The organism is Ruegeria sp. BHSC043 (assembly GCF_059612985.1).
Map to the genome: position 1 here is coordinate 429,744 of NZ_JBXWRS010000001.1, position 25,160 is coordinate 454,903.

Below are 25,160 nucleotides of genomic sequence, written 5' to 3' on the forward strand. Positions count from 1 at the left end.
TGGAAACTGTGGCTCAGGCACGGTGGCCGGTTAAGGGTTCGGACAGAAGACCACGAATGAATCTCCTTACTTTGTCAGAAACAGGCAGCGCGATTCTGGCGCTGCTGGTCGTCGCGGGCATGTTCATCATGTTCCTGCGCGAGGTCTACCCGGCCGAGGTCGTCGCCATCGGCGGCGTTTCGGTGATGCTGGTCACCGGGATCCTGCCGTATCAGAATGCGCTGGCCGTACTTTCCAACCCTGCGCCGTGGACTATTGCGGCCATGTTCATCATCATGGGCGCGCTGGTGCGCACAGGGGCTTTGGACGCTTTTACAGTGACCGCGCAGAAACAGGCCCAGGTCAACCCTCGCATCGCGATCGGATTGCTGATGACATTCGTGGTGCTGGCCTCGGCCGTGGTGTCGAACACTCCGGTCGTGGTGGTGATGATCCCGGTCTTCGTCCAGATTGCGCGCACGCTGAACGTGGCCCCGTCCAAGCTGCTGATCCCGCTCAGCTATGCGGCAATTCTGGGCGGCACGCTGACCCTGATCGGCACCTCGACCAACCTGCTGGTCGATGGTGTCGCGCGGGCGCAGGGTCTGCAGCCCTTCACGATCTTCGAGGTCACGCCCCTGGGCATCATCCTGGTGATCTACGGTATGGTCTACCTGCGGTTCATCGCGCCCCGGCTGCTGCCGGACCGCGACAGCATGGCCAGCCTTCTCAGCGACCGGTCCAAGATGAAATTCTTTACCGAGGCGGTCATCCCCCCCGACAGCAACCTGATCGGGCGCGAAGTGACCGGCGTGCAGTTGTTCAAACGCCCCGGCGTGCGGCTGATCGACGTGATCCGCGGCGACGAGTCGCTGCGGCGCAACCTTCAAGGTGTCACCCTGCAGGTCGGCGACCGGGTGGTGTTGCGCACCCAGATGACGGAACTGTTGAGCCTGCAGCGCAACAAGGAGCTCAAGCGCGTCGATCAGGTCTCGGCGGTCGAAACGCGCACCGTCGAGGTTCTGATCACGCCGGGCTGCCGGATGGTGGGGCGCACGCTGGGCGCGCTCCGGCTGCGCCGCCGCTACGGTGTCTATGTGCTAGCGGTGCATCGACGGAACCAGAATATCAGCGGTCAACTGGACGACCTCATCGTCCGGGTGGGTGACACGCTGCTGCTGGAAGGCGCGCCGGCCGATATTCAACGTCTGGCAGCCGACATGGACATGGTTGATGTCACTCAGCCGTCAGCGCGTGCATTCCGGCGTGGACATGCGCCGATTGCGATCGCCGCATTGCTGGGGATCGTGCTGCTGGCGGCGTTTGGGGTCGCGCCCATCCTGTTGCTGTCGATCCTCGCTGTTGCATTGGTTCTGCTGACCGGCTGTATCGACGCGGACGAAGCGTTCTCGTTTGTCGAAGGCCGTCTGCTGGCGCTGATATTCGCCATGCTGGCCATCGGGGCCGCGCTGGACAGTTCGGGCGCGGTTTCGCTGATTGCGAATGCGATTGCCCCGTCCTTTGCCAAACTGCCGCCCTTCCTGATCGTCTGGGCCGTCTACCTGCTGACCTCGGTTCTGACCGAGCTGGTCTCGAACAACGCCGTGGCGGTCGTGGTCACGCCGATTGCCATCGGTCTGGCGCAGGCGGTGGGGGTCGATCCGCGCCCGCTGGTGGTGGCGGTGATGGTCGCGGCGTCGGCCTCGTTCGCCACACCGATCGGGTATCAGACCAACATGATGGTCTATGGCCCCGGCGGGTACCGTTTCACGGACTTCATGAAGGTCGGGATTCCGCTGAACCTGACGGTCGGGCTGCTGGCCTCGTTGATCATCCCGTTTCTCTGGCCGCTTTGAGTTTTGGCGTTATTTCGCCGTTTCTGGACAGCTAGGCTTGCAAACGGCTGCGGCGCCACGATCTTCTAGACAGGAAACCGGCGACGAGGGGATCGAAGAATGAAAATCGCACATACCCTTCTGGCGGGCGCTGCGTTGTGGGCTGTCGTTCTGAGCGCTGCCCAGGCCGGGACCGTCGAGGGAACCGCCACCTACCGCGAACGGATCGCCGTTCCGCCGGGGGCGACCCTGTTCGTCGAGTTGCAGGATGTGTCGCGGGCCGATGCGCCCGCCGTTACTCTTGCCGCGCAACGCTATGCGTTGACGGGCGTGCCTGTGCAGTTCGAGCTGACTTATGACGACGCGTTGATTCAAGACCAGCATCGCTATGTGGTGCGGGCCTCGGTGCATCAGGACGGCAAGCTGCTGTTCACCACCGATACCGCTTACCCGGTTCTGACCAATGATGCCGGAAACTCGGTCGATCTGGTCATGGTCAAGGTTCGGGAACGGGGCGCGGCGATGCTTGAGAATACGCAGTGGATCGCAACCGAGGTGAACGGCGTTGCGCTGGACACCGAGAAACGCCCGCAGATTACCTTTGCCGAGGGCGGAGCCTTTGGGGGAACGGGCGGCTGCAACCGGTTCAGCGGACAGGCCGAGATATCGGGCGAGTCGATTTCCTTCCCCGACAACATGGCCGCCACGCTGATGGCCTGCCCGCCGCCGCTGGACGAGGTTGAGCGGGAATTCCTTGCCGCCCTGCCAAAGGTCGCAAGCTTTGTTCAGCGCGGGGACACGCTGGTTCTGCTTGATGCGACAGGCGAGCCGGTTCTGCAGTTCCGCCGCGACCAATAGTGCCCAAGGGCCGTCAGGCGACGGCCCGCGACCGTCCCGCGTTGCGCCCCGAGAAGATGCAGCCGCCCAGGAACGTGCCCTCCAGCGCGTTGTAGCCGTGATAGCCCCCGCCTCCGAAGCCTGCGACCTCTCCGGCCGCGAACAGGCCCGGCACCACCTGGCCGTCCGCACCGATCATCTGACTGTCCAGATTGGTCTGCAAACCGCCCAGCGTCTTGCGGGTCAGCACATGCAGCTTGACCGCGATCAGCGGGCCGTTTTTCGGATCAAGGAACTTGTGCGGTTTGGCGGTGCGGATCAGCTTGTCACCGCGATAGTTCCGCGCCGCCAGGATCGCCATCATCTGCGCATCTTTCGAGAACGGATTGTCCACCTGTGAATCGCGGGCTTCGATCTGGGCGCGCAGATGTGCCTCGTCGATCAGGCCACCGCCCAGATGGTTCATCCCGTTCACAAGTTCGGTCAGCGTGTTGGCGACCACGAAATCCTCGCCCTTTTCCTTGAACGCTTCAACCGGCGCGGTGGCCTTCGACCCGGACAGGACCCGCTGGCGGATGACCTCCTTCCAACTGCCCGAGGTGAAATCGGGGTTCTGTTCAGACCCGGACAGGGCGAATTCCTTTTTGATGACCTTCTGGGTCAGGACGAACCAGCTGTATTCATAGCCGGTCTTCAGAATTTCGCGCAGGGTGCCCAGCGTGTCGAAGCCGGGCAGGCAGGGGGGCTGCAACCGGTTGCCGCGCGCATCGAACCACATGGAACTGGGACCGGGCAAGATGCGGATGCCATGCTCGGGCCAGATCGGGTCCCAATTGCGCACGCCTTCGGTGTAATGCCACATGCGGTCGCCGTTGATGACGTGCCCGCCGGCCTTTTCGCTGATGGCGATCATTCGACCGTCTACGTGGAAAGGCACACCCGCCACCATGTCCTGGGGCGGTTCGCCCAGACGGTCGCGGGGCCAATTCTGGCGCACCATCTCGAAATTGCCGCCGATCCCGCCGGAGGTGACGATGACCGACGGGGCGTAGACTTCAAACTCGCCAATCTCGTCGCGATTGGTCCTGGCGCCGCGCTGCGCCGTATCGTCGGCCAGAACCTCGCCCGAGACGCCCTTGGCCTCGCCGTTCTGCATGATGATGTGGCTGACCTGATGGCGGAACTTCAACTGGACCAGGCCGGCGCTGACATGGTCGCGGACCCGGCGGATGAAATGCTCCAGCACGCCCGGGCCGGTGCCCCAGGTGATGTGGAACCGCGGGACCGAGTTGCCGTGACCGTCGGCATAGGACCCGCCGCGTTCCGCCCAGCCGACCACAGGAAACCAGCGCAGGCCCATCTGGTGCAGCCAAGGGCGCATTTCGCCGGCGGCGAATTCGACATAAGCCTCGGCCCATTTGCGGGGCCAGGCGTCCTCGTCCCGGTCGAACTGGGCGCTGCCCATCCAGTCGCGCAGGGCTAGGTCGCGGCTGTCGCGGATTCCCATGCGGCGCTGCTCGGGGGTGTCGACCATGAACAGACCGCCCAGGCTCCAGAAAGCCTGACCGCCCAAGAAATGCTCGGGTTCCTGGTCCAGCACGATCACCTTTTTGCCGCGGTCACCCAGTTCGGCCGCCGCGGCCAGCCCGGCCAACCCGCCGCCCACCACGATCGCATCAGCAGTGTTTTCGGTCATGCTCTGTCCTTTCAGCGGTGGCGGTACCAGGCGATGAACGGGATCGCGACGGCGTACATGGTGATCCCATAGACGGCCGAGGGCAGGGCCAGCGGGCTGAAGCCGCTTTCGGTTCCGGTGATCAGAGCCGCCAGCGTGATGCCCAGGGTCGAGTTCTGGATACCGGTTTCGATCGAGATGGTCTTGGCCTCATTCCACGACAGTTTCGCCGCCCGCGCCAGCCCCAATCCGATCAGCAGCAGCGCGAGGTTCAGCGAGATCAACCCGGCGCCCATGATGCCCAGATTGTCGACGAAAAGCTGCCAGTTTCCAGCCAGCGCAGCGATCACGATCAACACGAACAGGATGGTGGCCAGTTTCGAAAGGGGGCCGTCGATCCGGTTGGCAAAACCGGTCGCAAAATGGCGCAGGCCAACGCCGATGGCGACGGGCAGTGTAGTGATCAGGAACATCGCCAGCGCCAGACCGCTGATCGACACTTCAGGTGCGTCCTCGCCCATGAAGTGGTCGATCGACCAGGCCGCCAGAACCGGCACCGTGACGATCGACAGCAGGCTGATCACCGCCGTCAGGCTGACCGACAGCGCCACATCGGCCTTCGCCAGTTTCGACAGGATGTTACTGGTGACGCCGCCCGGGCAAAAGCTGAGCAGCATGAACCCGACCGCAATCGCCGGCGGCAGGGCGAACATTTTGACCGTGGCAAAGGCCGCGACCGGCAGCAGAACGACCTGGCAGACCGCGCCGATCGCAAACGGATAACGCCGACTGATCACGCGCCGGAAATCCGCCGCCTCAAGCCCGATGCCCAAAGACAGCATGATGATGGCCAGCGAAACCGGCAGGCCCACGTTGATAAGAAGATCCAAAACAACCCCTCCCAAAGTCGTTTCGGACCAACCTAAGCGTGCGGTCCCCGGTCAGGCAACCGCGCCGTTGGGTCACCCGTAGCGCTGGGCGAAACGGCGCAGGATTTCGCCGGGCTGCGTGACCTCGGCGGCATGGCAGCGGTCGATCAGCAGTTGGGCGTCCTCGGGGCGGAAATAGCCGTGATCCTTGTAGATGTGGATGCGCTGTTCAAAGTCTTTGGCGTCGGCTTCGGGGTGGAACTGTGTGGCATAGACATTCTGGCCCCAGCGGATCATCTGGAACGGGCAGGGATCCGACGCAACCAGGTGCACGCAGCCCTCTGGCAGGGCCTGCACCGCCTCTTTGTGGCCGACGAAGGCATCAAAGTCGGACTCTAGACCGGCGGTCAGCGGGTCGCGGGCGCCATCCTCGGTCAGGTGGCAGCGCGACGGGCCGACCGGCTCGCCATAACGGTCCTTGCTGACCGGTGCGCCCAGATGCGCGGCCAGAATGCCCAGGCCATAGCAACAGCCCATGAACGGATGATCGCGCGCCGTGATCTGCGGCATCAGCCCCATGATCGCGCCCTCGATCCGGGCATCCATTTGCGATTTGCTGGCCGGGTCGTCGCTGACGCAGCCCGGTCCGCCACCCACGATCACACCAGCATAGTCGGTGACGTCCAGCGCCTCGGGCAGGGCCTCGCAATCCAGACGGATGCGATGGGTGCGCTCGGGCGTCAGACCGGACCGGTTCAGGATCGAAGCATATTCGGCGTCCGAGGCATCGGTTTCGGGGCGCAGCTGCAGGATCAGAAAGCATTTCATGCGCTGCCCTTAGCGCGCGGTCCGGCGGTCACGCAAGCCCTCACAGCGGCCAGAACACAAGGATCGCCGGGACCGAAACCGCCACGATCAGAATTTCCAGGGGCAGGCCCATGCGCCAATAGTCGCCAAAGTGATAGCCGCCGGGCCCCAGGACCAGAGTGTTGTTTTTGTGTCCGATCGGTGTGAGGAATGCCGCCGAGGCGGCCACCGCCACCGTCATCAGGAAGGGATCGGGCGAAACCTCGAGCGTGCGCGCCATCTGGATGCCCACAGGCGCGGCCACGATGGCGGTTGCGGTGTTGTTCAGCACGTCCGACAGCGTCATGGTCACGACCATCAAAACCGTCAGAATAGCCCAAGCCGGCAGGCCGTCGGTCAGTTGAACCAGCGCATTCGCGATCAGTTCCGTCCCGCCCGAGCTTTCCAACGCGCTGCCCAGCGGGATCATCGAGCCCAGCAGAACCACGACCGGCCACTCGATCTGATTGTAGATCTCGGAGATCGGGATGATCTTGGTCAGCACATAGGCGATAACCACAAGCCCCAGCGCGATGGGCAGGTAGATCAGCCCGATGCTGGCGGCCAGAACGGCAGCGGCGAACAAGCCGATGGCCAGCCATGCCTTGTCATTGGCGGTCACGTTCAGGCCGCGTTGGGCCAGAGGCAGGCAGCCCAGCCACTCGGTCACGTCCGCGCCTCGGTCGCGCGGGCACAGCAGAAGCAGAATGTCGCCCGGCTGCACCTCGGTCTTGCGGACCTGTTCGGTGATGCGCCGACCTTGGCGGGAAATGCCCATCAGGATCGTGTTCTGCCGCCAGGCCAGCCCCAACCCCTGTGCGGTACGACCCGCGATGCGGGCGCTTTCGGGTACGACGACTTCGATCACTTCCAACCCGTCGCCGGCAGCCGTTAGCAGCTCTTGCCGGCGGGCATCCGAGAAATCCAGGTTCAGCGCGGCGCGGAATTCATCCAGCGCCTCGGGGCTGGCTTCCAGCACCAGCGCGTCGCCTTCCTGAAGGATCGCGTTTGCCGCGCGGCCATAGCGGCGTTTGCCGTCCCGGATCAGGCCGATGATGGCGACGTCGGATTTCTCGGCCATCTCGTCCAACTCGGCGACGCGCTTGCCGATATGAGGCGACCCGGCCGGGACCGTCAGTTCAGCGATGTACTCCGCCAGCGTCTCCGAACTCTCGGTCTGTTCGCCGCGGTTTGGGATCAGCCGCCAGCCGATCAGGGCGACGAAGGCCAGACCTGCGATGGCCGCCAGCCCGCCAACTGGGGCGAAATCAAACATCTGGAACGGCTCGCCAAGGGTCTCCTGCCGGATTGACGCGATGATGATGTTGGGCGGTGTGCCGATCAATGTGGCCATGCCGCCCAGAATGGTGGCAAAGCTCAGCGGCATCAGCGACAGACCAACGGGGCGCCCGGCCTTGCGCGCGGTCTGAATATCGACAGGCATCAACAGCGCAAGCGCCGCCACGTTGTTCATGAAGGCGGACAGAACGGCTCCGATCCCGCCCATCAGAGCGATATGCGCACCCAGGCTCCGCGAGGCATCGACCAGCGTGCGGGTGATCAGGAACACCGCCCCCGACCGCACCAGCCCGGCCGAGACCACAAGCACCAGCGCCACGATGATCGTGGCCGGATGGCCGAAGCCGGCAAAGGCGCCTTCAACCGGCACAACGCCCAGGATCACGCCGATCATCAAGGCAGCGAAAGCCACCAAGTCATAGCGGAACCGGCCCCACAGCAGCAGACCGAATACGGTAATGAACAGTGCAAAGAGAATGATCTGATCCGTTGTCATTCGGCCACCATAGCGGCGCCGGACCGACGGGCAAGTGGGTGTCTTGATCCTTTGCCCCGCAAACGTCTATATGTGCGCCGAATACCCAATCACGATTACGAGGACGCAACATGGCAGGCCATTCCAAATGGGCCAACATCCAGCACCGCAAGGGGCGCCAGGACGCCGCGCGGTCCAAGCTGTTTTCCAAGCTGTCGAAAGAGATAACCGTGGCCGCCAAGATGGGCGATCCCGATCCGGAAAAGAACCCGCGTCTGCGTCTGGCCGTGAAAGAAGCGAAATCGCAGTCGATGCCCAAGGACAACATCGAACGCGCGATCAAGAAGGCCACCGGTGGCGATGCCGAGGCCTATGAGGAAATCCGCTATGAAGGCTACGGCCCCAACGGTGTCGCGGTCATCGTCGAAACCATGACCGACAACAAAAACCGAACCGCATCGAACGTGCGCTCGACCTTCGCCAAGAACGGCGGCAACCTGGGCGAGACCGGCTCGGTCGGCTTCATGTTCGAGCGCAAAGGCGAGGTGGTTTATCCGGCGTCCGCGGGCGATGCCGACACCATTTTCGAGGCCGCCATCGAGGCCGGCGCAGAAGATGTCGAAAGCTCGGAAGACGGCCACATCATCTGGTGCGCCGACACCGACCTGAACGAAGTCGCCAATGCACTTGAAGCGACGTTGGGTGAATCGGAATCGACGAAGTTGGTCTGGAAGCCGACCACCACGACCGAGCTGGGGCTGGAGGACATGCAGCGCCTGATGAAGCTGGTCGAGGCGCTGGAAGACGATGATGACGTGCAGCGCGTCACCACTAATTTCGAAGCCTCTGACGAGGTGATGGCGCAGCTCTGACGCCACCGCATCACGTTGCCAGAAAACCCGGCCCTTGGGCCGGGTTTTTCAGTTCAGAACCTGCTTTGCGGCCTGTTGCACGGCGCGGGTCAGCGGGGTCAGCGCCGGTGCCAGAATACGCCCGACCTGCCAGGTCAGCGGCACGTCCAGCGGGGCGTCCGGCTCGATCTCGCACAGGCGGCCGTCGGCAATGGCGGACCGTACCAGAGGTTCCGGGTTCATTCCCCAACCCAGACCGGCGGCAGCCGCCGTAACAAAGCCGCTCGACGAAGGCAGAAAATGGGTCGGTGGCGACAGGCGCTTGCCGGTCCGGGTCTCGATCCATGCCTTTTGCAGCATGTCCTTGTGGTTGAAGGTCAGGCAAGGCGCGCGAGAGAGGCTGTGCGGCGTCACACCGTCTGCGAACCAGCGCGCGATGAAGGCCGGGCTGGCCGTGGGCAGGTACCTGAGCGCTCCCAACGGCGTTGCCGCGCAGCCGGGGACCGTCTGGCCGCCCACCGTGATAGCCGCGCTGACCTCGCCGCGCCGCAGCCATTCGGCCGAGTGATCCTGGTCGTCGATCTCCAAATCAAACAGCATTCCGTCCACCGCCGCCATGGCCTCGATGAAAAAGGCCGACAAGCTGTCGGCCGGGACGGCGATGCGGACCCGGGCCGGGCCGTGCCCTGCATCCAGGGCCAACTCACGCCGCAGTTGCGCTTCGAGCAGACCGATATCCTCGGCATGTCTGGCCAGTCTTTGCCCGGCCTCGGTGCCCGTGCAAGGAGTTCCGCGTCGGATCAGGGACAGCCCGATCCGATCTTCCAGCGCCTTGATCCGTTGCGAGATCGCCGAAGGGGTGACCCCCAGTTCATCGGCCGCGGCGTCGAAGCTGCCCCGCCGCAGGATGGCCGCAAGCGCCGCCAGGTGATTCCGGTCGATTTCCATTAGAAGTTCTAATTTATAGTTAGCATCTTTAATTTGATAAAAGGCCACTCGGGCTGTAGTCAACACCTGCGACACAGGAGGTTCCATGACGGCATCCATGTTTTCGGGCTTTGCGCTGGGCTTCAGCCTGATCCTGGCCATCGGCGCGCAGAACGCGTTCGTGCTGCGCCAGGGGCTGCGGCGCGAACACGTCTTTGCCCTGTGCCTGACCTGTGCCATCTCGGATGCGATCCTGATCGCCGCCGGTGTTGCGGGCTTTGGCAGCCTTGCGCAGGCCGCACCCTGGTTCGAGCCCATGATGCGTTATGGCGGTGCGCTGTTTCTGACGTGGTACGGGCTGCGCAGCCTGGCCTCGGCCTGGCGTGGCGGAGCGGCACTGGAACTGGCCGAGGGACAGCGCACCAGCCTGCGGGCGGCACTGCTGACGGTTTTGGCCTTCACCTGGCTGAACCCGCATGTCTATCTGGATACGGTAGTGCTGATCGGGTCGATCTCGGCACAATATCCCGACCGGCTGGGGTTCGCGGTGGGGGCGATGTCGGCCAGCTTCGTGTTTTTCTTTTCGTTGGGATACGGGGCGCGGGTGCTTTCGCCAATTTTCGCCCGCCCGCGGGCGTGGCAGGTCCTGGACCTGCTGATTGGGTTGGTGATGCTGGCCATCGCGTGGAAACTGGTGGCGATGTAAGGGCTTGTTCCCCAGCGGCTTTCGGTGTTCAACCAAATCCATGACAGCTCTCGCCGCCCAATCCCGGCCCCTGGCCGGCATGTTCTGGATGTTCACTGCCGGCCTGTCCTTTGTCGGGATGACCGCCCTGGTCAAATCGCTGGGCACCACGATGGACCCGATCCAGGCCGCCTTCCTGCGCTATGCGTTGGGTCTCGTGTTCCTGCTGCCGGCCGCGCGGGCCATCCTGACGACCCGACTGAACCGCCGCAACCTGACGCTGTTTTCGGTCCGGGGCGCCATCCATGCGGTGGGCGTGATGCTGTGGTTCTTTGCCATGACCCGCATCCCGCTGGCCGAGGTGACGGCCATGAACTATCTTACCCCGGTCTATGTGACGCTGGGTGCCGCGCTTTTTCTGGGCGAAACCATGGCCTTTCGCCGCATCGCCGCCGTGCTGGTGGCCATCATCGGGGCCACGATCATCCTGCGGCCGGGATTTCGCGAGATTTCCGCAGGCCACCTGGCCATGCTGGGCACCTCGCTGATGCTAGGGGGGTCATACCTGCTGGCCAAGGCGATGGTGCGGGATGTGCGGCCCTCGGTCGTGGTGGCACATCTGTCGATCTGGACGACGATCTTCCTGATCCCTTTTGCGATCGCAGTCTGGACGCCGCCCAGCCTTCGTGACATCGGCGTGCTGTTCCTGATCGCCAGCTTTGCCACGGCCGGGCATTACTTCATGACACTGGCCCTGCAGGCCGCACCCGTCGCCGTAACTCAGCCGGTCACCTTCCTGCAGTTGATCTGGGCCACCCTGCTGGGCGCGCTGGTCTTTCACGAAGGTGTGGATATCTGGGTGGTCGCGGGCGGCACCTTGATCCTGGGGGCGGTCAGTTTCATCACTTGGCGCGAGGCCGTGCTGAACCGCAGCGGCTTGACGCCGCCCAGCCTTGCGCCCAAGCTTTGACGGTGGTCGCCTTCCCGTTATTGATTGACGAGTCAATAAAAAGGTCTTAGCGTTTTGCCGACATGGGTCATGTTGGGGGCGCGTATGCCGAAGCTTGGAATGGAGCCGATCCGGCGCGATGCGATCGTCAGGGCGACGATCGCCGAGTTGGGCGCGAAGAAATCGCTAGATGTGACCGTCAGCCAGATTGCCAAGCGGGCCGGCATGTCCAGTGCGTTGGCGCATCACTATTTCGGCGGAAAAGACCAGATATTCCTGGCCGCCATGCGCCGCATCCTGGGCGATTTCGGCGCCGAGGCCCGGTCGGAGCTGAAATCCGCCCCGCCGGACCAACGCGCCCAGGCCATTATCCGCGCCTGTTTTGCGCCGTCTTGCTTTACCCCCGACGTGATCGCCGCGTGGATGACCTTTTACGTTCTGGCTCAAACCAACGATGACGCGCTGCGCCTGTGGCAGATCTATCAGGCACGGATCCGGTCGAACCTGATCCATGCTTTGCGCCCGTTGATGAGGGACCCGGTCGGGGCGGCCGAGAACATGATCGCCCTGATCGACGGTCTGTACATCCGCGCCGCTCTTTCCGCGCCCGAGGAACCGCAACTGGCCGTTTCCCACGCCATGCGCGTCCTGACGACCTTGCTCGAGGCCGAAAAATGACACAACCCAACATTCTGATCCTGATGGTGGATCAGCTGAACGGAACCCTCTTTCCCGACGGTCCCGCCGAGTGGCTGCACGCGCCCAACCTCAAAAAACTGGCGGAGCGATCAACGCGGTTTGCCAACGCTTACACGGCCTCGCCGCTGTGCGCGCCGGGGCGGGCCAGCTTCATGTCCGGCCAGTTGCCTTCGCGCACGGGGGTCTATGACAACGCGGCCGAGTTCCGCAGCGACATCCCCACCTATGCCCATCACCTGCGCCGCGCGGGCTATTACACCTGCCTGTCGGGCAAGATGCATTTTGTTGGGCCCGACCAGTTGCACGGGTTCGAGGACCGCCTGACCACCGACATCTATCCGGCCGATTTCGGATGGACCCCGGATTACCGCAAACCGGGCGAACGCATCGACTGGTGGTATCACAACATGGGCTCGGTCACCGGGGCCGGGGTGGCCGAGATCACCAACCAGATGGAGTATGACGACGAGGTCGCATATCACGCCAAGGCCAAGCTGTATGATTTGGCCCGTGGCAAGGATGACCGTCCGTGGTGCATGACCGTCAGCTTCACGCATCCGCATGACCCCTATGTCGCGCGGCGAAAGTACTGGGACCTGTACGAGGATTGCGAGCACCTGCTGCCGCAGGTCCCGGATCTGGGCTACGACAACCAGGACCCGCACGCCAGGCGCATATTCGACGCCAATGACTGGCGCAGTTTCGACATCACCGAAGAGGATATCCGCCGCTCGCGCCGCGCCTATTTCGCCAACATCACCTATCTGGACGACAAGATCGGAGAGATCCTCGAAGTGCTGGAGACCACCCGGCAAGAGGCGATCATCCTCTTCGTCTCCGACCACGGCGACATGCTGGGCGAGCGGGGCCTGTGGTTCAAGATGAACTTCTACGAAGGCTCGGCACGGGTGCCGCTGATGATCTCGGCGCCGGGCCTGCCGGCCGGCCGCATCAACACCCCGGTTTCGACCGTCGATGTGACCCCGACGCTGGGCGAACTGGCGGGTGTGGACATGGCGGAGATCGCTCCGTGGACGGATGGCGAAAGCCTGGTGCCGCTGGCCAATGGCGCCGAGCGCACGGCGCCGGTCCTGATGGAATACGCCGCCGAGGCCTCCTATGCCCCGCTGGTGTCGATGCGCTACGGCAAGTGGAAATACAACCGCTGCGCGCTGGACCCCGAACAGCTCTTCGACCTCGAGGCCGACCCGCACGAGTTGGAAAACCTGGCCGGCAAGCCCGAACACGCGGGCACGCTGCAGACCCTGCGCGCCAAGTCCGAGGCGCGCTGGGATCTGGACCGGTTCGACGCCGAGGTGCGCGCCAGCCAGGCGCGCCGCTGGGTGGTTTACGAGGCGCTGCGGCAGGGCGGCTATTACCCGTGGGACTACCAGCCGCTGCAGAAGGCGTCTGAACGGTACATGCGCAATCACATGAATCTGGACAATCTCGAGGAAAGCCAGCGCTTCCCGCGTGGCGAATGACCTCTTCACCTTTTTGAAAATACTCCCGCCGGAGGCATCAGAGGGCTCCACCCAGAGCCGCCGCCGGTAGGGTCCAAGGAGTCACGACCATGGAAGCAGATTTCGTCATCGTCGGCGCCGGATCCGCCGGATGCGCGATGGCCTATCGCCTCAGCGAGGCGGGCGCCTCGGTGCTGGTGATCGAATACGGCGGCACCGACGTGGGGCCGTTCATTCAGATGCCGGCGGCGCTCAGCTATCCGATGAACATGTCGATCTATGACTGGGGCTATCAGTCCGAGCCCGAACCCTACCTGAACAACCGGCGGCTGGCCTGCCCGCGCGGCAAGGTGATCGGAGGGTCGTCCTCGATCAACGGCATGGTCTATGTGCGCGGCCATGCGCGCGACTTTGATACCTGGGCCGATATGGGCGCAGATGGCTGGTCCTTTGCGGATGTTCTGCCTTATTTCAAACGGATGGAGAGCTGGCACGACGGCGGTCACGGCGGTGACCCGAAATGGCGCGGCAGCGACGGCCCGCTGCATGTGTCGCGGGGGCCGCGCAAGAACCCTCTGTTCAAGGCCTTCGTCGAGGCCGGGCGGCAGGCGGGCTACGAGCTGACCGATGACTACAACGGCGAGAAACAGGAAGGTTTCGGCCCGATGGAGCAGACCGTCTGGAAGGGGCGGCGCTGGTCGGCGGCCAATGCCTATCTGAAGCCCGCGCTGAAACGCCCGAACTGCGATATCGTACGGGGCCTCGCCACGCGCGTGGTGATCGAGGATGGCCGCGCAACCGGGGTCGAACTGATCCGTGGTGGCCGCACGCAGATCGTGCGCGCCCGGCGCGAGGTGGTGCTGGCGGCCTCGTCGATCAACTCGCCCAAGCTTCTGATGCTGTCGGGGATCGGACCGGCTGCGCATCTTGCCGAGCACGGCATCGACGTGGTCGCCGACCGGCCCGGCGTGGGCGCGAACCTGCAGGATCACTTGGAACTGTATATCCAGCAGGCCTCGCTGCAGCCGATCACGCTGTACAAGTACTGGAACCTGTTCGGCAAGGGCCTGATCGGGGCGCAATGGCTGTTTACCAAGACCGGCCTTGGCGCGTCGAACCAATTTGAAAGCGCGGCGTTCATCCGCTCGAGGCCAGGGGTCGAATATCCGGATATCCAGTACCACTTCTTGCCCATCGCGGTACGCTATGACGGCAAGGCCGCAGCCGAGGGTCATGGCTTCCAGGCGCATGTGGGGCCGATGCGCTCACCCTCGCGCGGGGAGGTGACGCTGCGCTCGGCCAAGCCCGAGGACGCGCCGGTGATCCGCTTCAACTACATGAGCACCGAGCAGGACTGGGAGGATTTCCGTACCTGCATCCGCCTGACCCGCGAGATTTTCGGGCAGGACGCGTTCAAGCCTTATGCGGGCAAGGAGATCCAGCCCGGCGCTGACGTGCAGACCGACGAAGAACTGAACGCCTTCATCGCCGAACATGCCGAAAGCGCCTATCACCCCTGCGGCACCTGTCGCATGGGGCGGGCCGACGACCCGAACGCGGTCGTCGACCCGCAGGGCCGCGTCATCGGGGTGGATGGGCTGCGCGTGGCGGACAGCTCGATCTTTCCGCAGATTACCAACGGCAACCTGAACGCGCCGTCGATCATGGTGGGCGAAAAGATGTCGGATCATTTGCTGGGCAAAGACCCGCTGCCCCGGGCCAATGACCGGCCTTGGATCCACCCGAACTGGCAGACCGCGCAGCGTTAACCTTTCGTAGCAGCATGGGTTGAATGTCCGGCACCGGCCGGGCATATCGTGCCCATGTTAAGAATTTGTTTAGCATTTGTTCTTTTTGCTGCGACTGCGAATGCCGCTGACATGCTGACGGGCCGTATCAAGGTCATTGATGCCGATACGTGGGACGTGGGCGGCTTGCGTGTCCGCCTGCACGGGATCGACGCGCCTGAACTCGACCAGACCTGCGAGGACCCAAGCGGAGCGATCTGGTCTTGCGGCGCTTGGGTCACGCATGTGGTCCGGCAGAATTTCGGCGACATGCAAGCGGTCTGCATGCGGCGCGATACCGACCGCTATGGCCGGGTCGTCGCGTCTTGCACGGTGCAGGGCGCCGATGCCGGCGCAATGTTGGTGCAGGCTGGTCTGGCCTTCGCCTTTCGAAAATACTCGGTTGACTACATCGCCGACGAAAACCGTGCCGCCGCCTCGGGGGTCGGCCTGCACGCCGGAACGGTGCAGGCGCCCTGGTTGTACCGCGGGCAAAAGCGCAAGGTCGCCAGCAAGGGCTGCGACATCAAGGGCAACATTTCATCCAAGGGCGTGCGAATCTATCACATGCCCGGACAAAGGCATTATGCGCGCACCAGGATCAGCCTGGCAAAGGGCGAACGCTGGTTCTGCTCACCCGCAGAAGCGCGCGCGGCCGGATGGCGCGCTGCGCGGCAGTGAAAAAGTCTGCCCGACAATCCGCATCTTGATCCGCGTCAAAGATGAGTCTGATCAGAGGCTTTAGACGTTGATGGCAATATCAAGACAAGGAGCGAAAAATATGTCACATACGCCACATGAACTGGCCGAAGAATTTCCCGACAAGGTCAAGTTGATGAGCCAGCTCAAACAGTCGGACGCGCATTTCGCCCGACTGGCGGATGAATACCATGAGGTCAACCGGGCGGTGCATCGCGCCGAAACCAATATCGAACCGATGGAGGAACTGGCCGAAACCGAGTTGCGCAAGAAACGCGCCGCGCTGAAGGACGAGATTTGGGCGATCCTGTCCAAGGCCACGGCCTGACACCGCGCGGGGCGGGTGACCGACCCGCCCCTCGTATTTTCATGTCACCTCGTAGGGCAGAGTGCCGCGGCTGTTCGCGTCGATTGTCAGGCGCCGTTCCAGCGGCGGCACCGACCGTTGGTGGCACGTCTTGCGTTCGCAGATCCGGCAGGAAATGCCGATCGGCTCATAGGCGCTGGCATTGTTGATGTCGAGATGATCGGCATAGACCAACGCCTCGGCGTGGCGCACCTCGCATCCCAGCGCGATGGCATAGCGCCGCACCGGCGCGCCGAAGGACCCCCCTGATTTCGACACGTCCCGCGCCAGCGAGATATAGCGCACCCCGTCCGGCGTTTCGGCCAGCTGCCGCAGGAAATGGCCCGGAGTCTCGAAGGCCCGGTGCACGTTCCACAGCGGGCAGGCCCCGCCGAACCGCGCAAATTGCAGCCGCGTGGCCGAGTGGCGCTTGGTGATCGTTCCCGCCTGATCGACCCGCACGAAGAAGAACGGAATGCCCTTGGCGCCCGGACGCTGCAGCGTGGACAAACGGTGGGCCACCTGCTCGATCGAGGCGCCGAACCTGTTGCTGAGCAACTCCAGATCGTGCCGATAGTCCCTGGCAGCGTTCAGAAAAGCGCCATAGGGCATCAGGGATGCGCCGGCAAAGTAGTTCGCCAGCCCGATCTTGGCGATCGCGCGGGCCTCGTCGCTTTGGAACTTGGCAAAATCCAACGTGGCCTCCAGCAACTTGTCCTGGCTGATCAGGGCGACCTGAAGCAGCAATTGAAAGACCTGCGTCTGCGGCGCCGCACGCGATGACAGGCGCAGGGTCTTGGTCTGACCGTCATAGCTGCGCAGGGCCCGGATATCCTCGAATGTGACCTGAATGCCGCGCTCTGCGAGGCTTTCCAGCGCGGCCTGCCGAATGCCGCCAGGTCCGTCGGCTCGGGCGGCAAAGCGTTCAGCAGCGCGGTCCACCGCATCGATGTAATTGTCGCAATAGTGGAAGAAATCGCGAACTTCCTCCCAGGGGCTGGCCTGAATGCGCGCGTCCTCGCGGCCCAGTGCTTCGTCCAGCGAGGCCAGCCGTTCGTGGGTCTGCCTGTAGGCTCTGTGCAGTTCGATGAAGGCCCGCGCCAGGGCAGGGGCGTTAGAGGCCGTCAGGCGCAGATCGGCCAGCGGTGGCGTGGCATCGGCAAAGACCGGATCGGCCAGCGCCTCGCGCATGTCCGAGACCAGACGCTCGCTGTCGCCGGTGCTCAACTCGGTCACGTCCATGCCGAATTCCTGCGCCAGCGCCAGAACGACGGTGGTCGAGATCGGCCGGTTGTTGTTCTCCATCTGGTTCAGATAGGGCAGGGACACGCCCAGCTTGGCGGCGAATTCCTTTTGCGTCAGTGTCAGGCGTGTGCGCATTTCGCGCAGCTTGGCGCCAGCATAGAGTTTCTGAGTGGCCATTGGGTGTCTTTGCAATTATTCTGCTTGGTCAGCCTAACTTTGCAAAGCGAGTCTCGCAAGTCTCTCACAAGCCGATTTGCCTTTCGCGCCAGATGACCGAACTGATGGCGATGATGGCGAGGACCGAGGTGGCGAGCATCAGCCAAAGCAGAGGCATCGCGCCGGTTTCATGCGTCAGCAGGGCTCCAGCCAGCGCGCTGAGTGCCGCCCCGCCGCCCAGCATGATCGCTCCGCTCAACCCCGAGGCGGTGGCCGCCAGGTGTGGGCGCACCGACAGGGCGCCGGCGGTTGCGTTCGGGATGGACATGCCATTGCCGAGGCCTACGAAGGTCATGAAGCCGAAGAAGCTGAGCGCCGATCCTTTGTCCAAAAGGAACAGGCCCGCCGAAAGGGCGACCCCGATGGCATTCAGCCAGCACCCCCAGCGCACCATCCGGTTGACACCAAAGCGGACCGAGAAGCGCCCACTGATGAAGTTGCCGAAGAAATAGCCCACCGCCGGTGCGCCGAAATAGATGCCGACCTGGGCTGCCGTCAGGCCGAACAGTTCCGAGCCGATGAAGGGTGCGCCCCCCAGATAGGCAAAGAACGCCCCCGAGGAGAATGCCGAGGACAGCGAGTACCCCCAAAAGCGGGGCGACATCAGCAGTTCGGGATACTCTCGGAACTGCTGGAGCAGGGTTTTACCGCTTTTGGCCGAAGTTTCCCCGAAATCCAGATAGGTCAGCCCGAGCGCCAGCGCCGCTAGCCCGAACGGCAACCAGAAATTGGCTTTCCAGCCAAAACTCTCTTCGAGAATGCCGCCGATGGCCGGCCCGATCATGGGGACCACGGCCATGCCCATGGTGACATAACCGATCATCGAGGCGGCCTGATCCTGATCGTACATATCCCGTACTGCAGCCCGGCTGAGCACGATGCCGACCACGATGACCGCCTGTGCCATGCGAAAGGTCAGGAAGGTCTCGACATTCGGGGCATAGATGCACCCAAGCGTCGCCAGCAGAAACAGCGCCAACCCCCACAGCAGCACCGGCCGCCGACCGGCCTTGTCCGCGATCGGTCCGATCACGATCTGCAGCACCGCATTGACCAGCAGGTACAGCGCGATCGACAACTGCATGATCTTGTAGTCCGCCCGGAAATACTCTGCCATGAAGGGCAGGCTGGGCAGGAAAAGGTTCATGCTGAGCGCACTGAGGCCGGACAGCAGGACCAGTGTCGCAAGTGTCGGAGGGGAACGATCAGCGGTGGTGAATCTGAACTGCATGGTTCACTCTTAGATCGAAGGTCGCGCAAAGGCCATGCCGCGCTGGTGAGGTTAGCCAATTTGCAATTTATTTGCCGTGCATTGCCAATAGTTTGCAAATTTGCCGAAAAGGGCTTTGGGTGATGCAGAGCTATCTATATTGTCCCTGCAAAATTCACAGGGGACGATCGAGATGAAGGATATCCTGGCCGAGCTGGAAAACCGCCGCGAGAACGCGCGCCTGGGAGGGGGGCAGAAGCGGATCGACGCGCAGCATGCCCGCGGCAAGCTGACGGCACGCGAACGGATCGAGCTGCTGCTGGACGAAGGCAGCTTTGAGGAGTTCGACATGTTCGTGACCCACCGCTGCACCGATTTCGGTATGGAAAAACAAAAACCTGCCGGAGATGGCGTCGTCACCGGCTGGGGTACGATCAATGGCCGCATGGTCTATGTGTTCAGCCAGGACTTTACCGTGTTCGGCGGTTCTCTGTCGGAAACACATGCGCAGAAGATCTGTAAGATCATGGATATGGCGATGCAGAACGGCGCGCCGGTGATCGGCATCAACGACTCGGGTGGGGCGCGAATCCAGGAAGGTGTCGCCTCGCTGGCGGGCTATGCCGAGGTGTTCCAGCGCAATATCATGGCCTCTGGCGTAGTGCCGCAGATCTCGGTGATCATGGGGCCCTGTGCCGGTGGCGCGGTCTACAGCCCGGCGATGACCGACTTCATCTTCATGGTCAAGGACACCTCGTACATGTTCGTGACCGGCCCCGACGTGGTGAAAACTGTCACCAACGAGGTCGTCACCGCCGAGGAATTGGGCGGTGCGTCGACGCACACCAAGAAGTCCAGCGTGGCTGACGGCGCTTTCGAGAACGATGTCGAGGCGCTGGCCGAGGTGCGCCGTCTGGTGGACTTCCTGCCGCTGAACAACCGCGACAAGCCCCCGGTTCGCCCCTTTTTCGACGAGCCGGACCGCGTCGAGATGTCGTTGGACACCTTGGTGCCGGAAAATCCCAACACGCCCTATGACATGAAGGAACTGATCGTCAAAGTGGCGGACGAGGGCGATTTCTACGAAATCCAGGAGGATTTCGCCAAGAACATCATCACCGGGTTCATTCGGCTTGAGGGGCAGACCGTGGGCGTGGTGGCCAACCAGCCGATGGTGTTGGCCGGCTGTCTGGACATCGACAGCAGCCGCAAGGCCGCGCGATTCGTGCGCTTCTGCGACTGTTTCGAGATCCCGATCCTGACCTTCGTCGACGTTCCGGGCTTTTTGCCCGGCACCAGCCAGGAATATGGCGGGGTCATCAAGCATGGCGCCAAGCTGCTGTTTGCTTATGGCGAGGCGACCGTTCCCAAAGTGACCGTGATCACCCGCAAGGCCTATGGAGGTGCCTACGACGTGATGGCGTCGAAACACCTGCGTGGCGACTTCAACTATGCGTGGCCCACCGCCGAGATCGCGGTGATGGGGGCCAAGGGCGCCACCGAAATCATTCACCGCGCCGATCTGGGCGACCCAGAAAAGATCGCGCAGCACACCAAGGATTACGAGGATCGCTTTGCCAATCCTTTCGTGGCGGCCGAGCGTGGCTTCATTGACGAGGTGATCATGCCGCATTCGACCCGCCGCCGGGTGTCACGGGCCTTTGCCAGCCTGCGCAACAAGCAGCTGAAAAACCCGTGGAAAAAACACGACAACATTCCGTTGTAGGTTGCGGGGCGCAAGCCCCTTGTCCGCCAGACATTCAGGATTGACCGACACCGCAAAACCATATCATGATCCGCCCGACCCGAAACAGAACCGCGCAGGCAGGCTGCCTTGCGCACGCGACCTCGGAAGGAGGAGCCCGCCCACAGCGGGTCCGAGGTCGCGCTCTTTTCGTTCTGCTTTGGGGGTTGGCCGGCCCCGTTCAGGCGCAGCCGGGCAACCAGCTGCCCGTACCTTCGGGGCAACCGGTCGAGTTGAGCGAAGTCCTGCTGGACAACAACCCAGGCGAGCTGTGGCTTCGGTTCCGGTTCATCGCACCCAAGATCGGGGGCGAGGTGGGGCGCATCGGCTATGACGTGGCGGCCAAGGACATGCTGCACCTGTGCCAGACGCTGGTCGTTCCCTATGTCGCGCATCACGATTTGCACCCTGCGCGGGTGGTGATTTCGTTGTCCGACAGGCCGATTCAGTTCGGGGATGTCGCCCCGGACGCAACCCAGTTTTTCGAAGCCTACCGGTTGGAACGATCCACCTGTATCTGGGAGGAGCTTTGACCATGACTCGCCCGATTCATCTGCGTCGAGCCCAACTTTGCACTCTTGCGGCTTTGGAGTTGCCCATGACCCATTCTTCCCGATGTGGACGCCCGCACCGGATTCGCTTGACCGCGGCCCAGGTGCCGCCATGTTGAAACACCGCGGTTTTCCCGGCCGGTTGCCCGGCACCGATTTCCAGTTCACGATTCGGCGCGCAAACCCCAAGGGGGTTACTCCCCTAACGCGGCGCGAGCGGTTCCGTGATCGCAAACCGGCCGATCGTCGCGCCGACGCGGCTTTCATGGAGGCCCTGTGGGAGCATTTCGGGGATCAGCCGTTCGAGCGCGGCAATCTGGATGCCGGTCGCCTGAGCTGGCTGTTCGGCCGCGAAGTCGTTCCGGCCGAAGATCCGTTTGATCCTGCCAGTTATGACGCGTTGTTGAAAATAGATGTCGATGTTGCGCGGCAGTCATTTCCCGACATCTTCGACGGAGCGTCCTAGCTAGTGGATCGGGGTGCCACATATCTGACCCGGGACCATACGCGCGGGTTGGCCTTGGACTGTCTGCCCGGGGCCGGTGCCCGCGCCGTGATCCTGCAGCGCGGACGCAGTCCCTTCGGCGCAAATTCGCGCGCCTGCGCAGCGCATGGGCAGGTTTCAGCCGGAAATGAAATTGGAAACAATGATCGCTTGGTGATCAAAATTGTCCAATGCAGAATTATGGGGCCGTGCGGCTCGACTTTGCCTGCGTCGCACAAGCACCTACTATTCCGTACCCCTTCCTTCCGCGGGCAGGCCGATCCTTCCCAGTTCGACCTGTCCGCGGTCTTCTCCTCGTCACCGGCGCGCCCTTCGCGGCAAAATCCTGCGCAGGATCCCTGCGGGGCAAGTCTGATATTGAATAGCAGGCCCGGTTTCGGGCAACTGAAGGGCAGTTCGTCAAGAAACCAAAAGGGGCAGATCGAATGCGAGCTTCACGAGTCATTCTTGCGTTGGCGGCATGCGCCGGCATCACCGCCTGCGGTGAAACAATCGGAGAACAGGCGATCCTGGGTGGCGGAGTCGGGGCCATCGGCGCCGCCGTCGTCAGCGCGGACCCGATCGTCGGGGCCGCGGTCGGCGCGGCGGGTAATGTGCTGTACTGCAAAACCCAGAACAACTGTTACTGAAACCTTCATTGCGGGGCGCGCGCCGTCCCGTCCACCATTTGACGGCACGCCGTTGCGGGGCATCAGCCCGGCAACGGCGTTTTCGTTTGTCCAGAACACAAAGACAGAGGACGTTCCATGTTCAACAAGATCCTGATCGCCAACCGAGGCGAGATTGCCTGCCGGGTCATCAAGACTGCTCGGAAAATGGGAATCGGCACTGTCGCCATCTACTCGGATGCCGACAAGCACGCGTTGCATGTGGAAATGGCCGACGAGGCTGTTCACATCGGACCGCCGCCGGCGAACCAGTCCTACATCGTGATCGACAAGGTGATGGACGCCATCCGCCAGACCGGCGCGCAGGCGGTTCACCCCGGCTATGGCTTCCTGTCCGAAAACGCGAAATTCGCCGAGGCGCTCGAGGCCGAAGGCGTCGTGTTCGTGGGCCCTCCGAAAGGGGCGATCGAGGCGATGGGTGACAAGATCACCTCGAAGAAGATCGCGCAGGAGGCCAGTGTCAGCACCGTTCCCGGATACATGGGCCTGATCGAGGATGCGGACGAGGCGGTGAAGATCAGCCAGCAGATCGGCTATCCGGTGATGATCAAGGCCAGCGCCGGCGGCGGCGGCAAGGGCATGCGCATCGCCTGGAACGACGACGAGGCGCGCGAAGGCTTCCAGTCGTCCAAGAACGAGGCCGCAAGCTCGTTTGGCGATGACCGGATCTTCATCGAGAAATTCGTGACGCAACCGCGCCACATCGAAATTCAAGTTCTCTGCGACACGCACGGCAACGGCATTTATCTGGGCGAGCGTGAATGCTCGATCCAGCGTCGCAACCAGAAAGTGGTGGAAGAGGCCCCGTCGCCCTTCCTGGACGAGGCGACCCGCCGTGCGATGGGCGAACAGGCCGTGGCGCTGGCCAAGGCCGTGGGCTATGCCAGCGCGGGCACGGTAGAGTTCATCGTGGATGGCGACAAGAATTTCTACTTCCTGGAAATGAACACCCGCCTGCAGGTCGAGCACCCGGTGACCGAGCTGATCACCGGTGTCGATCTGGTCGAACAGATGATCCGCGTCGCCGCGGGCGAGCCGCTGTCGATCACCCAGGACGACGTCAAGCTGACCGGCTGGGCGATCGAGAACCGGCTGTATGCCGAGGATCCCTATCGCAACTTCCTGCCCTCGATCGGGCGGCTGACCCGCTATCGTCCGCCGCAGGAGGTGGCCGCGGGCCCGCTGCTGGAAAATGGAAAATGGCAGGGCGATGCGCCCAGTGGCGAGACAGCCGTGCGCAACGATACCGGCGTCTTTGAGGGCGGCGAGATCAGCATGTATTATGACCCGATGATCGCCAAGCTGTGCACCTGGGCGCCGACCCGCGAGCAGGCGATCGAGGCGATGCGCGTGGCACTGGACAGTTTCGAGGTTGAAGGCATCGGCCACAACCTGCCGTTCCTGTCGGCGGTGATGGATCACCCCAAATTCGTCAGTGGTGACATGACCACCGCTTTCATCGCCGAGGAATACCCCGATGGGTTCAACGGTGTCGAACTGCCCGAAGGCGACCTGCGCCGAATCGCGGCCTCGTGCGCGGCGATGCACCGGGTGGCCGAGATCCGCCGCACTCGCGTTTCGGGTCGGATGGACAACCACGAACGCAAGGTCGGCAAGCGCTGGGTGGTCACGCTGCAGGGGCAGGAATATGCCGTGCAGGTGAATGCAGACCGCGACGGTGCTACGGTCAAGTTCGAGGACGGCGCCGCCTTGCGCGTCAGCTCGGACTGGACACCCGGTGACCAGCTGGCGGTTCTGGACGTGGACGGCAGCCCACTTGTGCTGAAGGTCGGCAAGATCTCGGGCGGGTTCCGCATCCGCAACCGTGGGGCCGACATGAAGGTGCATGTGCGCCGGCCGCGCGCTGCCGAACTGGCCAAGCTGATGCCCGAGAAACTGCCGCCAGACACCTCGAAAATGCTGCTGTGCCCGATGCCTGGACTGATCGTGAAGATCGATGTCGAGGTCGGGCAAGAGGTGCAGGAAGGTCAGGCGCTGTGCACGGTCGAGGCGATGAAGATGGAGAACATCCTGCGCGCCGAGCGCAAGGGGGTGGTGTCCAAGATCAATGCCGGTCCGGGCGACAGCCTGGCCGTCGATGACGTGATCATGGAGTTCGAATAACGTCCATGTGCGCTTGCCCGGGAAATGTGGGTTTTGCCCGTTTTGTCGCCATCTGCACCGTCGGTGCGGATGGTGCGGGGGTGGCAGACCCCTTCTGCCGGGCGGGTCTGAGTCGTCAGCGCCCCTCGCGCCGCTCGCGGACTTCGCGCTCGCGCAGGGGGGTCTTGTCGATGGACCGGCTGATCTCGCGCACGCTCCACGGCGTGGGTTTGCGCAGTTTCACCACCCCGTCCTTGTCGACGAAGACCATCGCGAACCCGCGCGGGCGCAGTTGCGTCCGGATTGGGGATCGCGCTGAAGGGTCGGTGTCGGTCAGAACGATGACGTCACGCTCGCGCATCATGTCTTCGCCGTCCTTCAACATCTCGATCTGCTGTTGGAACCGCGGATCGGCCGGGGTGTCTGCAAACACCACGATGGGCCGGTGGGTCCAGAGAAACTCGCTCAGCTCACTGTCGCCGGCGGGGCGGATGAAGGCGTCTTCTTCCGTGGTCGCGCCGTCCGCCGCCCAGGCGGCGAGGGGCAAAAGTGCTGAAAAAACCAAGGTAATCAAGCGTGTCATTGCGTCTCCCGTCATCCTGAATATAGCCTTTGTCCCGGCGAATGCGACCGACGAAATGACTTTGGGCATCAAAAAAGCATGCGCAGCAGCGCAACGATTGCGTGATCGCGGCAG

23 protein-coding genes are annotated in these 25,160 nt (G+C 63.1%); 15 read left to right on the forward strand and 8 right to left on the reverse strand.

What is annotated here, in order from left to right; all coding sequences use genetic code 11:
* The first annotated feature begins 56 nt into the window (after window positions 1-56).
* On the forward strand, window positions 57-1,835 hold the full coding sequence (locus AC2FMM_RS02125) for an SLC13 family permease (RefSeq protein ID WP_496685868.1): 1,779 nt from the start codon (window positions 57-59) through the stop codon (window positions 1,833-1,835).
* A gap of 99 nt (window positions 1,836-1,934) precedes the next feature.
* Window positions 1,935-2,672, forward strand: coding sequence for a YbaY family lipoprotein (locus AC2FMM_RS02130; protein ID WP_496795665.1), 738 nt, complete (start codon window positions 1,935-1,937; stop codon window positions 2,670-2,672).
* 13 nt (window positions 2,673-2,685) lie between these two features.
* Here the strand turns inward: AC2FMM_RS02130 and AC2FMM_RS02135 are convergent, their stop codons facing one another.
* From AC2FMM_RS02135 to AC2FMM_RS02150, 4 genes are all read right to left on the reverse strand, one after another.
* Window positions 2,686-4,347 (reverse strand): FAD-binding dehydrogenase, encoded by a 1,662-nt coding sequence (locus AC2FMM_RS02135; RefSeq protein WP_496795666.1) that lies wholly within the window; start codon window positions 4,345-4,347, stop codon window positions 2,686-2,688.
* 11 nt (window positions 4,348-4,358) lie between these two features.
* The gene (locus tag AC2FMM_RS02140) at window positions 4,359-5,216 is read right to left on the reverse strand and encodes a bile acid:sodium symporter family protein (protein WP_496795667.1); all 858 of its coding nucleotides are present in this window, start codon (window positions 5,214-5,216) and stop codon (window positions 4,359-4,361) included.
* A 72-nt stretch (window positions 5,217-5,288) separates the two neighbouring features.
* On the reverse strand, window positions 5,289-6,023 hold the full coding sequence (locus AC2FMM_RS02145; protein WP_496678714.1) for a glutamine amidotransferase: 735 nt from the start codon (window positions 6,021-6,023) through the stop codon (window positions 5,289-5,291).
* Window positions 6,024-6,063: 40 nt separating this feature from the next.
* Entirely contained in the window at window positions 6,064-7,836 is a 1,773-nt protein-coding gene (locus AC2FMM_RS02150; RefSeq protein WP_496794562.1) for an SLC13 family permease, read from the reverse strand.
* 110 nt (window positions 7,837-7,946) lie between these two features.
* On the opposite strand from AC2FMM_RS02150, the gene AC2FMM_RS02155 reads away from it, so the two are divergent.
* Window positions 7,947-8,687 carry a YebC/PmpR family DNA-binding transcriptional regulator gene (locus tag AC2FMM_RS02155; RefSeq protein ID WP_496678717.1) on the forward strand — a complete coding sequence of 247 codons (741 nt, stop codon included), beginning with the start codon at window positions 7,947-7,949 and terminating at the stop codon, window positions 8,685-8,687.
* 48 nt (window positions 8,688-8,735) lie between these two features.
* On the opposite strand, the gene AC2FMM_RS02160 is transcribed toward AC2FMM_RS02155, so the two are convergent.
* Window positions 8,736-9,614 carry a LysR family transcriptional regulator ArgP gene (locus AC2FMM_RS02160; RefSeq protein WP_496795668.1) on the reverse strand — a complete coding sequence of 293 codons (879 nt, stop codon included), beginning with the start codon at window positions 9,612-9,614 and terminating at the stop codon, window positions 8,736-8,738.
* Between the two features lie 85 nt (window positions 9,615-9,699).
* Here AC2FMM_RS02160 and AC2FMM_RS02165 point away from each other — a divergent pair, with 85 nt between their 5' ends.
* The 7 genes from AC2FMM_RS02165 to AC2FMM_RS02195 all read left to right on the forward strand — a co-directional run bounded on the left by AC2FMM_RS02165 (window position 9,700) and on the right by AC2FMM_RS02195 (window position 16,203).
* Window positions 9,700-10,299, forward strand: coding sequence for a LysE/ArgO family amino acid transporter (locus tag AC2FMM_RS02165; RefSeq protein ID WP_496685882.1), 600 nt, complete (start codon window positions 9,700-9,702; stop codon window positions 10,297-10,299).
* A gap of 40 nt (window positions 10,300-10,339) precedes the next feature.
* Window positions 10,340-11,248, forward strand: a complete 909-nt coding sequence (locus AC2FMM_RS02170; RefSeq protein WP_496678723.1) for a DMT family transporter — start codon at window positions 10,340-10,342, stop codon at window positions 11,246-11,248.
* A gap of 84 nt (window positions 11,249-11,332) precedes the next feature.
* Window positions 11,333-11,905, forward strand: a complete 573-nt coding sequence (gene betI, locus AC2FMM_RS02175) for a choline-binding transcriptional repressor BetI (protein ID WP_496795669.1) — start codon at window positions 11,333-11,335, stop codon at window positions 11,903-11,905.
* Entirely contained in the window at window positions 11,902-13,410 is a 1,509-nt protein-coding gene (betC, locus tag AC2FMM_RS02180; RefSeq protein ID WP_496795670.1) for a choline-sulfatase, read from the forward strand. Before betI ends, betC begins: the two co-directional genes overlap by 4 nt.
* 89 nt (window positions 13,411-13,499) lie before the next feature.
* The gene (gene betA, locus AC2FMM_RS02185) at window positions 13,500-15,158 is read left to right on the forward strand and encodes a choline dehydrogenase (RefSeq protein WP_496795671.1); all 1,659 of its coding nucleotides are present in this window, start codon (window positions 13,500-13,502) and stop codon (window positions 15,156-15,158) included.
* Between the two features lie 54 nt (window positions 15,159-15,212).
* A complete protein-coding gene (locus tag AC2FMM_RS02190; protein ID WP_496795672.1) occupies window positions 15,213-15,857 on the forward strand; it encodes a thermonuclease family protein in 645 nt (214 codons plus the stop codon).
* A gap of 100 nt (window positions 15,858-15,957) precedes the next feature.
* Window positions 15,958-16,203: an HP1242/YdcH family protein gene (locus AC2FMM_RS02195; protein ID WP_496678730.1), complete on the forward strand. Its 246-nt coding sequence runs from the start codon at window positions 15,958-15,960 to the stop codon at window positions 16,201-16,203.
* A 39-nt stretch (window positions 16,204-16,242) separates the two neighbouring features.
* Here the strand turns inward: AC2FMM_RS02195 and AC2FMM_RS02200 are convergent, their stop codons facing one another.
* Both AC2FMM_RS02200 and AC2FMM_RS02205 read right to left on the reverse strand, forming a co-directional pair.
* Window positions 16,243-17,643 carry a helix-turn-helix domain-containing protein gene (locus AC2FMM_RS02200; RefSeq protein WP_496795673.1) on the reverse strand — a complete coding sequence of 467 codons (1,401 nt, stop codon included), beginning with the start codon at window positions 17,641-17,643 and terminating at the stop codon, window positions 16,243-16,245.
* A gap of 64 nt (window positions 17,644-17,707) precedes the next feature.
* A complete protein-coding gene (locus AC2FMM_RS02205) occupies window positions 17,708-18,913 on the reverse strand; it encodes a multidrug effflux MFS transporter (protein WP_496712425.1) in 1,206 nt (401 codons plus the stop codon).
* 172 nt (window positions 18,914-19,085) lie between these two features.
* Between AC2FMM_RS02205 and AC2FMM_RS02210 the strand changes: the two genes are divergently transcribed.
* From AC2FMM_RS02210 to AC2FMM_RS02230, 5 genes are all read left to right on the forward strand, one after another.
* Window positions 19,086-20,618, forward strand: a complete 1,533-nt coding sequence (locus AC2FMM_RS02210) for an acyl-CoA carboxylase subunit beta (RefSeq protein ID WP_496678735.1) — start codon at window positions 19,086-19,088, stop codon at window positions 20,616-20,618.
* Window positions 20,619-20,683: 65 nt separating this feature from the next.
* On the forward strand, window positions 20,684-21,169 hold the full coding sequence (locus AC2FMM_RS02215; protein WP_496795674.1) for a DUF6497 family protein: 486 nt from the start codon (window positions 20,684-20,686) through the stop codon (window positions 21,167-21,169).
* Between the two features lie 130 nt (window positions 21,170-21,299).
* Window positions 21,300-21,653 (forward strand): hypothetical protein, encoded by a 354-nt coding sequence (locus AC2FMM_RS02220; RefSeq protein ID WP_496685896.1) that lies wholly within the window; start codon window positions 21,300-21,302, stop codon window positions 21,651-21,653.
* A 464-nt stretch (window positions 21,654-22,117) separates the two neighbouring features.
* On the forward strand, window positions 22,118-22,321 hold the full coding sequence (locus AC2FMM_RS02225; RefSeq protein WP_149774774.1) for a hypothetical protein: 204 nt from the start codon (window positions 22,118-22,120) through the stop codon (window positions 22,319-22,321).
* A 117-nt stretch (window positions 22,322-22,438) separates the two neighbouring features.
* On the forward strand, window positions 22,439-24,484 hold the full coding sequence (locus AC2FMM_RS02230; protein WP_496795675.1) for an ATP-binding protein: 2,046 nt from the start codon (window positions 22,439-22,441) through the stop codon (window positions 24,482-24,484).
* Window positions 24,485-24,599: 115 nt separating this feature from the next.
* On the opposite strand, the gene AC2FMM_RS02235 is transcribed toward AC2FMM_RS02230, so the two are convergent.
* Window positions 24,600-25,046 (reverse strand): DUF4174 domain-containing protein, encoded by a 447-nt coding sequence (locus AC2FMM_RS02235; protein ID WP_496795676.1) that lies wholly within the window; start codon window positions 25,044-25,046, stop codon window positions 24,600-24,602.
* Window positions 25,047-25,160: the final 114 nt, after the last annotated feature.